Source organism: Segeticoccus rhizosphaerae (assembly GCF_009192725.1).
GTDB classification, from domain to species: domain Bacteria; phylum Actinomycetota; class Actinomycetes; order Actinomycetales; family Dermatophilaceae; genus Segeticoccus; species Segeticoccus rhizosphaerae.
On record NZ_VOHR01000115.1, the window covers coordinates 1 to 10,565 of the forward strand.

At 68.0% G+C, this 10,565-nt stretch carries 10 protein-coding genes; 3 read left to right on the forward strand and 7 right to left on the reverse strand.

Annotated features, from left to right (window positions below; all coding sequences use genetic code 11):
• The 5 genes from FRW57_RS10975 to ehuB all read right to left on the reverse strand — a co-directional run.
• Window positions 1–1,192: FAD-binding oxidoreductase (locus tag FRW57_RS10975; protein ID WP_152186001.1), on the reverse strand; the 1,192-nt coding region annotated here is incomplete at its 3' end.
• Window positions 1,193–1,195: 3 nt separating this feature from the next.
• A complete protein-coding gene (gene ehuA / locus FRW57_RS10980; protein ID WP_137122707.1) occupies window positions 1,196–1,951 on the reverse strand; it encodes an ectoine/hydroxyectoine ABC transporter ATP-binding protein EhuA in 756 nt (251 codons plus the stop codon).
• A 55-nt stretch (window positions 1,952–2,006) separates the two neighbouring features.
• Window positions 2,007–2,696, reverse strand: a complete 690-nt coding sequence (gene ehuD / locus FRW57_RS10985) for an ectoine/hydroxyectoine ABC transporter permease subunit EhuD (RefSeq protein WP_238384797.1) — start codon at window positions 2,694–2,696, stop codon at window positions 2,007–2,009.
• A complete protein-coding gene (gene ehuC / locus FRW57_RS10990) occupies window positions 2,693–3,418 on the reverse strand; it encodes an ectoine/hydroxyectoine ABC transporter permease subunit EhuC (RefSeq protein ID WP_137122676.1) in 726 nt (241 codons plus the stop codon). The genes ehuD and ehuC overlap by 4 nt, the downstream gene beginning before the upstream one ends.
• Before the next feature lie 45 nt (window positions 3,419–3,463).
• On the reverse strand, window positions 3,464–4,384 hold the full coding sequence (gene ehuB / locus FRW57_RS10995; protein ID WP_137122677.1) for an ectoine/hydroxyectoine ABC transporter substrate-binding protein EhuB: 921 nt from the start codon (window positions 4,382–4,384) through the stop codon (window positions 3,464–3,466).
• A 168-nt stretch (window positions 4,385–4,552) separates the two neighbouring features.
• Between ehuB and FRW57_RS11000 the strand changes: the two genes are divergently transcribed.
• On the forward strand, window positions 4,553–5,287 hold the full coding sequence (locus FRW57_RS11000; RefSeq protein WP_137122678.1) for a maleate cis-trans isomerase family protein: 735 nt from the start codon (window positions 4,553–4,555) through the stop codon (window positions 5,285–5,287).
• Window positions 5,284–5,961, forward strand: a complete 678-nt coding sequence (locus FRW57_RS11005) for a GntR family transcriptional regulator (RefSeq protein WP_137122679.1) — start codon at window positions 5,284–5,286, stop codon at window positions 5,959–5,961. The genes FRW57_RS11000 and FRW57_RS11005 overlap by 4 nt, the downstream gene beginning before the upstream one ends.
• 63 nt (window positions 5,962–6,024) lie before the next feature.
• Here FRW57_RS11005 and FRW57_RS11010 read toward each other — a convergent pair whose 3' ends face one another.
• Entirely contained in the window at window positions 6,025–7,509 is a 1,485-nt protein-coding gene (locus FRW57_RS11010; RefSeq protein ID WP_137122680.1) for an NAD-dependent succinate-semialdehyde dehydrogenase, read from the reverse strand.
• Between the two features lie 144 nt (window positions 7,510–7,653).
• Here FRW57_RS11010 and FRW57_RS11015 point away from each other — a divergent pair, with 144 nt between their 5' ends.
• Window positions 7,654–8,907 carry an aspartate aminotransferase family protein gene (locus FRW57_RS11015; RefSeq protein WP_137122681.1) on the forward strand — a complete coding sequence of 418 codons (1,254 nt, stop codon included), beginning with the start codon at window positions 7,654–7,656 and terminating at the stop codon, window positions 8,905–8,907.
• 65 nt (window positions 8,908–8,972) lie between these two features.
• Here the strand turns inward: FRW57_RS11015 and FRW57_RS11020 are convergent, their stop codons facing one another.
• Window positions 8,973–10,349: an MFS transporter gene (locus FRW57_RS11020; protein ID WP_152186002.1), complete on the reverse strand. Its 1,377-nt coding sequence runs from the start codon at window positions 10,347–10,349 to the stop codon at window positions 8,973–8,975.
• Between the last annotated feature and the right edge of the window lie 216 nt (window positions 10,350–10,565).

Consider the following 10,565-nt stretch of genomic DNA (forward strand, 5'->3'; position numbering starts at 1 on the left):
GGGTCGCGAGCCCGGTGCCGTCACGGCGGCAGCGCCAGAGCACGGCCTGTGCCGCGGGATCGCGCACGAGCGACGACGACACGTCGAGGCGGGCGTCGCGCAGCTCGTCGGCCATGGCGCGTCCGGCACACTCGGCGGTCTCGATGCTCTCGCCGCCCACCTCGACCAGCAGCCACGTCTTGCCGTCGGGCAACCCGGCCGCCTGCGCGGCGCGCCGCACGTGGTCGGGCAGACGGTCGACCAACGTGGCGCTGACCGACTCGATGGTCAGCGGTCGGTGGGGCAGCAGGTGAGGCACCGCGTCGGCCGCGCTGGGGGCGTCGGGAAAGCCTAGAGCCAGCAACACCTTTGCCGCGGGGAGCGGCGTGAGGCCCAGGGTCGCCGTCAGGGTCGTGGCGAGAGTGCCCTCCGACCCGCAGAGGAGGCGGGCGACGTCGTGCCCGTGCTCCGGCAACAGCCGGTGGAGCGCATATCCGGAGATCTGCCGCGAGAACTGGCCGAACCGGCGCCCGATGACCAGCTTGTTCTCCCGCGCAAGGGCCAGCAGACCGCGGTTGATCTCGCCCTCGCGGCCGGGACGGTCGGACAGCCACGCCGCGCGGGCCGCCGGGTCCTCCTCCGGCCGTGCGGCATACAGGCTCAGCCGGTCACCGCCCGTGAGCACCACGTCCAGTGCACGGACGTTGTCGGCCGTCGTGCCCCAGGCGACCGAGTGGGCGCCACAGGCATTGTTGGCGATCATGCCGCCCAACGTCGCCCGCGTGCCGGATGAGGGATCGGCGCCGAAGGCGAGGCCGTGCCGGCCGGCTGCAGCCTGCAGGTCGCTCAGGACGACCCCGGGCTCGACGACAGCGGTCCGAGCGGCGGGATCGAGATCAAGGATGCGGTTGACGTGTCGGGACCCGTCGATGACGACCCCGCCGATCACATTGCCGGCCATCGAGGTGCCACCGCCCCGGAGCACGACCGGCGCCCCGGCGTCGGCGGTGAGCTGTGCTGCGGCAGCGAGGTCCTCACGGTCTACGGGGACGACCACCAGCTCGGGCGGGACGCGGTACAACGACGCGTCAACGGCATACAGCGCTCGCGTGCCGGGGTCGGACGAGACGCGCCCACGAAGCTGTGCACGCAGGGTCGCCTCGAGGGCGCCCACGTCGAACTCGACGGCGCGGACGGGTGCTGGTGCGGTCACCCGCTAATAGTCCAACACGGCGCGCAGGAACTTCCGGGTGCGTTCATGCTCTGGACTCTTGAAGATCTGGGCGGGCGGGCCCTTCTCGACCACGACGCCCTTGTCGAACATCACGACGCGGTCGGAGATCTCCTCGGCGAAGCGCATTTCGTGCGTCACCATCAGCATCGTCATGTCGGTGCCGGTCGCGAGCTCGCGGATCACCTCGAGCACCTCACCGATCAGCTCGGGGTCGAGGGCCGAGGTCGGTTCGTCGAAGAGCATGACCGTCGGCCGCATCGCCATGGCCCGCGCGATCGCAACCCGCTGCTGCTGGCCGCCGGAGAGCCGGCCCGGCTTGTGGTTTAGGTGGTCGGACAACCCGACCATGCCCAGCAGCTCGACCGCGCGCTGGTGCGCCTCCTGCTTGTCCAGCTTGAGGACCTTGACCGGGGCCTCCATCACGTTCTCGAGGGCGGTCATGTGGGGGAACAGGTTGAAGGACTGGAAGACCATGCCGACGTTGCGGCGGGTGGCCTTCATCTCCTTTGTCTCCTTCGCGTGTCCCCCCTTCTTCACGTCCCAGAGCGTGCCGCCGTTGACGACGACCAGGCCCTCGTCGGGGGTCTCGAGCGTCATCAGGATGCGCAGGATGGTGGTCTTGCCCGACCCGGAGGGCCCGATGATGCAGACCTTCTCACCGGGAGCGACCTCGAAGTCGAGCGAGCGGAGCACGTGGTTGTCACCCCACGACTTGCTCACGCCGCGGAACGAGATCATCGAGTCGGAGGTGGCACGAGGACCGGTTGTCGAGACCCCGGCCGGGACGGGCTGGTCAGCGGGAGAGGACAAGGCGACGCTCCAGGAGTCGGACGAACTGGGAAGAGATGAGGCTCACGATCAGGTACAGCGCGGCCGCGATCGTGACCGGTTCGAGGTAGCGGTAGGTGTCGGACCCGATCGTGTCGACGTGTCCCATCAGCTCGTAGACGCTGATGGCAAAGAGAACTGCGGAGTCCTTGAACATCTGGATCAGATAGTTGCCAAGAACTGGCGTGACCGAGCGGAGGGCCTGCGGAAGCACGATCCTGCCCCAGGTGCGCTGGATGGGCAGAGACAGCGCGGTCGCTGCTTCCCACTGGCCGACGGGTACGTCCTCGACTCCCGCCCGGTAGACCTCCGCGGTATAGGCGCTGTAGTTGATACCGAGGACGATGATGCCGGTCACCAGGGGGCTCAACGTGAGGCCGTAGTCAGGCAGCAGGATGTAGGCGAAGTAGGCCTGGATCAACAGGGGGGTGCCTCGGACGAACTGCACGTAGAAGCCGAACAGCTGCGAGATCACCGGGATCTTCGACCGTCGGATGATGGCCACGACCAGGCCCACGACCAGGGCGATCGCCATGCCTGCGAGGGTGATCTGGATGGTCGTCCAGAGCCCCTCCAGCATCGTCGGGATCAGCGACTTGGCGAACGCACTGTCCCAGGTCTGGCCGCCTGCTGCGGCGAGGGTGGAGCCCATCATCCGATCCCACCCCCGACCGGGTCGAGCCGTCGCGTGCCTCGGAAGATCGACCGACGGGTCTTGTCGATCGCGAAGTGCTGCTCGAGGAACCTGCTGAGGAGCGCCAGGACCTGCGACAGGATGAAGTAGATGACGAGGACCAGGAGGAAGACCGTCGCGGTGCGCCCCATGTCGTTGCGGATGAACTGAGCCATGGTGGTGAGCTCGGTGACCGTGATGAAGGAGACCAGCGAACTGTTCTTCAGGAGGTCGACCATGACGTTGCCGAAGGAGGGCAGCATCGTGGGGACCGATTGTGGGATGAGGACCCGGCGCATCCGCAGGGTCTTGCCCATGTTGAGCGCGATGCAGGCCTCGTTCTGCCCGGCCGTGCGGCCTTGGATCGAGCCCCGCACGATCTCCGCGGCATAGGCCCCCTCGTTGAGCCCGAGGGCGATGACGCCGGCGGCGATGGGAGACAGCTGCACTCCGAACTGGGGCAGGGCGTAAAAGAAGAAGAACAACTGCGCCACGAGCGACGTGCCCCGGAACACCTCGATGAAGCCGAGGGAGATCCACCGGGCCGGCCGGTGTTCGGACAACCTCCCGAGGCCGGCGACGAAGGCCGTGACCAGTGCCACGGCGATACCGAGCACGGTGATGAGCAGGGTGTACTGCAGGCCCTTCCAGAGCAAGGGCGTGGTGTATGACCAGAAGGCAGGGTCCCAGAAGTCAGTAGGCACCGGCTCTCACCCTTCTGTGGTGAAGCAACCTGCTTCGAGCATGGCTCAGCCCGGGTTCTTGCAGAGTTCCTTGGCGGTGACGCCCTTGACCGCGTCGGGGTCGAAGCCCCACTTGTCGAGGATCTTGGCGAACTCCGGGCCGTCCTTGAGCTTGGCGAGGTGCTTGTTGTACTCGGTGAGGAACGACTCGTCACTCTGCCGGAACGCCGCACCGGAACCGGTCTTGGGTGCGTCCTCGACCGGGGCGGTGACCTCCAGCCCCTTCTCGGTCTTCGCCAGGGCTCGTAGCGACAGGGTCGGCAGGAAGAACGCGTCGGCACGGCCGGCGAGCACCGCCTCGACGCCGCTGCGGTTGTTGTTGATTCGGATCATCTGGCTGTCCGGCACCTTGGCGGTCTTGAGGATTCCCTCCTCGAAGCCACCGGGAAGCACGACGATCTTGAGGTCCTTGTTGTCGAGCACCGACTTGACCGTGGTGATGTGCTTGGGGTTGCCCTCGGGCACACCGAACGACTCGGTGGAGACGATCACCGGCTCGGAGTAGTTCACCTCCGCGCAGCGGGACTGCTTCATGAACAAGCCCGCGGTGATGGCGTCCCAGCGGTTCGCCTTCAGGCCGGGGATCATGCCGTTGTACGGCGTGATGATGCCCTGGACGTCCGGGATGCCCATCGACTTCACGACGGCCCGGAAGACGTCCGGCTCGCAGCCGGTGACCTTCCCGTCGGCGGTGACCTTCGTGTAGGGCGGCTCGTTGGCGATGCCGACCCGCAGGTAGCCCTGCTTCTTGCCCTTGGCGAGCAGATCGTCGCCTCCACCGGCCGCCGCACTGCCCGTGCCGCCCTCGCCGACGGAGGCCGGCTTCTCGGTGGAGCTGCACGCAGTCATCAGCATCGCGGCCGGGACGATCAGGCCGGCTGCTCCGGCGCTGCGCATCAGGGTCCTTCGGGAGATCTCGCTGGTCATGCCCACTCCGATCCTCTGGGACGACGACGGCGACCAGGGTCAGATCGCGCAAAAGATGCCGTGCCGTCATCGTGAAACGTAATGTTGGCCTGTACTATTGTCAACAATCCTCACGGACTGCGCACACGTTGTCTCGGCTTTTGCCAAAGAAACCACCACGAGGTTCTCATGAGCACTGGACACCGCAACACCCCACCGACCGTCGGTCTGCTCTACCCCGGGCACAGCGCGGAAGACGACTTCCCGATGCTGGAGAAACGGCTGGACGGCGCCCTCCGGCTGCCCCTCGTGCACACCTCCGTCGGTGAGGACGCCCACGAGGTCGGCGCACTGCTCGACCTCGGTGGCCCCACCCGGTTGGCAGAGGGCGCTCGGCAGCTGCTCGAGCAGAGCCCCGACTCGGTGATGTGGGCGTGCACCTCCGGCAGCTTCGTCTTCGGCTGGGACGGAGCACGCAAGCAGGTCGACGAGCTGTCCCACCTGGTGGGACTACCCACCTCCTCGACATCGATCGCCTTCGTCGAGGCGCTGAAGTCGGTTGGTCTCCAACGGGTCTCGGTGGCCGCCTCATATCCTGAGGACGTGGCGCAGCGCTTCGTCGGGTTCCTCCAGGACGGCGGTTTCGAGGTCACGGCCATGGGCAGCCACGGCATCTACACCGCGGCCGAGGTGGGCACGCTCGCCGACGACCAGGTCGTCGGCCTCGTCCGCGGGGCCGACCGTGAGGGAGCCGACGCCGTGCTCGTCCCCGACACGGCGATGCACACGCTCGGCCAGCTGGACGCGCTCGAGGAAGCGGCCGGCATACCAGTCCTCACGGCCAACCAGGTGACCATCTGGGAGGGTCTGCGACTCTTGGGGCCTGTGCCCGAGCTCCCGGAGATGGGAAGCCTTTTCCGATGACCACCCGGGGCTTCATCGAGCCGCTGGTGCAGAAGTCGACCCCCAGCATCATCGCCGAGAAGCTGCGTCTGGCAATCGGCCACGGTGAGCTGCCCGCGGGCACGCAGCTGTATGAGGCCGAGCTGGCTCGCGAGCTCGGCGTGAGTCGCGGCCCCCTCCGGGAGGGCATGCAGCGCCTCACCCAGGAAGGACTGCTCATCTCGATCCGCAACCGCGGACTTTTCGTGATCCAGATGACACCGGAGAACGTCCGTGACATGTACGTCGCGCGGAGCGCCATCGAGCGCGCGGCCGCGGAGCAGATCATGCAGCGCGACCCAGCAGACGCGAGCGAGGCCCTCCTCTCGGTCGTGGACACCATGGTCAACGCCAGCGCCCGCAAGCAGCGTTCGCGGATGACCGAGGCCGACATGACCTTCCACCAGACCCTCGTCTCGCACGCGCACAGCACCCGGCTGTCGCGCATCCACGAGACGCTGCTGACCGAGACCCGGATGTGCATCACCGCCCTGGAGGAGAGCTACCGCTTCTCCGACGACCGGGTCGCGGAGCACCGCGACATCGCCGAGGCGCTCGGCGCCGGCGACACCGCCCTCACCGACCGGCTGCTCATCGCACACATGGAGGACGCGGTCCGGCGTCTCACGACAGCGGTAGCGACCCCCGCCTCCTGACCGGACACCGCCTGCGCGAGCGCAGCGGTGTCCGGTCAGGTGGAGCGGCTCGGCCGCGGGGGCTCACATGGTGATGCCGATGTACTTCGTCTCGAGGAACTCGTCGATGCCGGTCGGGCCGCCCTCACGGCCGAGCCCCGACTGCTTGACCCCGCCGAACGGTGCTGCCGGGTTGGAGACCACACCCTGGTTGAGGCCGACCATGCCGCTCTCAAGCGCTTCGGCGACGCGCAGCGAGCGACGCAGATCGTTGGTGTAGACGTAGGCCACCAGGCCGAACTCGGTGTCGTTGGCCGCCTTGATCGCCTCCTCCTCTTCGCTGAACGGGGTGAGGGGTGCCACCGGGCCGAAGATCTCCTCGGTGGCCATCCGGGCGTCCTTGGAGACGCCGGTCAGCACCGTCGGCGGGTAGAAGTAGCCCGCGCCGTCAGGCGTCTGCCCACCGGTCAGCAGCTCGGCGCCGCGCTCGACCGCGTCGGCCACGAGCTCGCTCACCTTGTTCTGGGCGGCGTCGTCGATGAGGGGTCCGACCGTGGTGCCCTCGTCGACCCCGCGGCCCACCGTCAGGCCGGCCATGGTCTCCGCCAGCCGCTTGCCGAAGTCGTCGATCACGCTCTCGTGCACGTAGATCCGGTTGGCGGCCGTGCAGGCCTCCCCCATGTTGCGCATCTTCGCCGCCATCGCGCCCTGGACCGCCTCGTCGAGGTCGGCGTCCTCGAAGACGATGAACGGCGCGTTGCCGCCGAGCTCCATCGAGGTGCGCAGCACGTGCTCGGCACACTGCTCGAGCAGGATCTTGCCGACCTTGGTCGAGCCGGTGAAGGACAGCTTGCGCGCCAGCCCCGACCGGATCAGCGGCTCCATCACGCCACCGGAGTCCATCGCGGTCACGCAGTTGACCACGCCGTCCGGCACGCCCGCCTCGCGGAGGATGTCGATGAAGGCCAGCATCGACAGCGGTGTCTGGTGGGCAGGCTTGATCACCGACGTGCAGCCCGCCGCGATGGCCGGCCCGATCTTGCGGGTGCCCATGGCCATCGGGAAGTTCCACGGGGTGATCAGCAGGCACGGCCCGACCGGCTGCCGCGTCACGAGGAAGCGCGAGCCACCTGCCGGCGCGACCTGGTAACCACCGTTGATGCGCACGGCCTCGCCGGCGAAGTGACGCAGGAACTCGGCCGCGTAGGAGATCTCACCCTTCGCCTCGGCCAGCGGCTTGCCCATCTCCAGCGTCATCAGCCGGGCCAGGTCGTCGATCCGCTCGTGCAGCAGGTCGAACGCCCTCATCAGCATGTCGGCGCGCTCGCGGGGCGAGGTGGCGGCGAAGGAGGCCTGCGCGGCGACCGCGGCATCGAGGGCCTTGCGCCCGTCGGCAGGGCTCGCGTCCGCGACCGAGCAGAGCACCTCTCCGGTGGACGGGTCGAGCACATCGAACCTCTTCCCACCCTCGGCATCGACCCACCCCCCGTCGATGAACAGCTGCTTCGGGACCGCCTGGACGACGGCCTCCTGCGTGCTCGTGGTGTCCGGGGTCCCGGTGCTGACCATCTCGCCTCCTCGTTGCTGTGGATCTCGTCAGGGTGTGTGTGTTGGTGCGTTTCCAGCCTACGGTGAGCAGCGACATACGTCCGCGTTGACTTTGGCGGCTCACGTTCCTAGTGTGATTGTCAACAATCTACCAGAGGAGGACAGGTGGCTGAGCTCTCGCAGATCCTGAAGCAGGCAACGGGGGTCATCGCCGCACGCGGCGAGGGCGTCTACCTGTATGACGAGGACGACCGTCGCTATCTCGACTTCACCGCGGGCATCGGGGTCACCAGCACCGGGCACTGCCACCCGCGCGTCGTCGAGGCCGCGCAGAAGCAGGTCGGCACGCTGATCCACGGGCAGTACACCACGGTGATGCACCGGCCGCTGCTCACGCTCGCGGAGCGGATGGGCGAGGTGCTGCCGGCCGGGATGGACCGCACGTTCTTCGCCAACTCCGGCTCCGAGGCGATCGAGGCGGCATTGCGTCTCACCCGCCAGGCGACCGGTCGGCCCAACATCATCGTGTTCCACGGTGGGTTCCACGGCCGCACGGTGGCCGCTGCGTCGATGACGTCGTCGGGCACCAAGTTCCGGTCCGGCTTCGCGCCGCTCATGGCCGGGGTCTACGTCTCGCCGTTCCCCGACCCGGGCCACTTCGGCTGGCCGCAGGAGGAGGTAACCGACTTCGCGCTCAAGCAGCTCGACTACGTGCTGCAGACCCTCAGCGCGCCCAACGACACAGCGGCGTTCGTCGTCGAACCGGTGCTGGGTGAGGGCGGCTACGTGCCCGGCAACGAGCGCTTCTTCGCCGGACTGCGCGAGCGCGCCGACAAGCACGGCATCCTGCTCGTGGTCGACGAGGTGCAGACCGGCTGGGGCCGCACCGGCAAGTTCTGGGGCGGCGAGCACTTCGACATCAAGGCCGACGTGCTGGTCACCGCCAAGGGCCTTGCGTCTGGATTCCCACTCTCGGGCATCGCCGCGTCCTCCGCGCTGATGGACAAGGCCTGGCCCGGATCGCAGGGCGGCACGTATGGCGCCAACGCCGTCGCGTGCGCAGCCGCCCTGGCCACCATGGACGTCATCAGGGACGAGAAGCTGGTCGAGAACTCGGCGGAGCGCGGCGCGGAGCTCAAGCAGGCCCTCGCGGCGGTTGCGGCCGACCACAAGCAGATCACCGACGTCCGCGGTCTGGGGCTGTTGATCGGCAACGAGTTCCGCGACGCCAACGGCAACCCGGACGGCAGGACGGCTGCCGCGGCCCAGCAGGAGGCCGCCAAGCGCGGTCTGCTGCTGCTCACCTGCGGGCCCTGGAGCCAGGTGGTGCGCTTCATCCCGGCCCTGGTCGTGAAGTCCGAGGACGTCCAGGAGGCCGCCTCGATCTGGCGCGACGCCGTCGAGGCCGTCACGAGCTGAGCATCGGCACGGCTGCCTGATCGGCGCCGTGCGGCCGGTCCCTCGGTCGCACGGCGCCGATGCCGTCAGGTGGACAGGTTGTGGATGCCGGGCTGGTCCTCGTCGGCCACCCCCGGCACCCGGCGACCATGGATGGAAAGCCCTGCCGTCTCCGGGACCCCGACGAGCGCGATCATCCCGATGACCATCGCGGCCATCATGTAGAACGCCGGCATCAGGTGGTTCCCGGTCGCGCCGACCAACGCGTCGTTGACGAAGGCCGCGGTCCCACCGAAGGCCGCCGTCGCGACGTTGTAGCTGATCGCCATCCCCGCATAGCGCACGTGGGCCGGGAACATCGCGGGGAAGGTAGCCGAGATCGTCCCGAGCTGCGGCAGGAAGATCAGACCCATCACGGTGAACCCGACGATCGCCCAGCCGAATCCCTTTGACATCAGCCAGAAGCAGGGCGTGGCGACGATGAACAGCCCGATCAGTGAGAACCACCACAACGGTTTTCGCCCGACGCGGTCGGAGGTCGCCCCCGCGATCCAGATCAGTCCCATCATGATCAGCTGACCGATGAGCACCACGATGTCCGCATTGGTCTGGGATATGCCGAGCGTCGCGTGCATGTAGGTCGGCATGTAGGTGAGCAGCGTGTAGTCCGCGATGTTCAGGGCGATGACCAGGCCGAACAGGTGGATGATCGGACGCCAGTAGAGGCGGAACAGGTCCTTCAGCGCGCCTGTTGCCTCGAGCTCGACCTCCTGCTTCTCCTGCAACCGGCGGAAGACCGGCGTGTCCTCCATCCTGGTGCGCAGGTAGAGACCGACCAGGCCGAGGGGCAGGCCGATGAGGAACGGGATCCGCCACCCCCACGACGTCATGGCGTCATCGCTGAGGACGGCTCGCAGGATCAGGGTGATGACGATGCCACCGCTGAAGCCGGCCAGCGTGCCGAACTCGAGGAAGGACCCCCAGAATCCGCGCTTCTCGTCGGGGGCGTACTCCGCCATGAAGGTGGCGGCCCCGCCGTATTCACCACCGGTCGAGAAGCCCTGCACCACGCGCAGGAAGATGAGCAGCACCGGCGCCCAGATGCCGATCGAGTCGTAGCTCGGGATCACGCCGACGAAGAACGTGCCGAGCGCCATCAGGATGATGGTCATCGCCATGACCTTGTTGCGGCCGATCCGGTCGCCGATCGGGCCCCAGACGACGCCGCCGAGCGGACGCAGGACGAACGACACGGCATACACCAGGAGCGTGGCCAGCTGGCCGTACTTCCCGGGGAAGAAGTTGTGCGTGAGCTCCACGACCAGGTAGGCGTAGACGCCGTAGTCGTACCACTCGGTCGCGTTGCCGATCATCGAGGCGCCGACCGCCCTGCGCAGCACCGGGTTGGGGACGACGGGAACTTCTCCACCCTGCTCGACGGGTTCCTCTGCCGGCGACGTCATGGGCCTCTCCCTCTGCAGCGCGGTGCAGCCCTAGGAATTACCCGCCACCGGCCGACGACAAACGTGGCCGCCGCACCTCGCTGAGGGCGACGGCCACGTCCTGGTATGCCGTGTCGAGCCGCGGGCGCGGCCGCTCGGCTACAGCATGGGGTCGGGCTGGGGGCGCCGGGACGGTCCGCCCGGACGCCTGCCGGCGGGCCGGGAGATGACACCGGG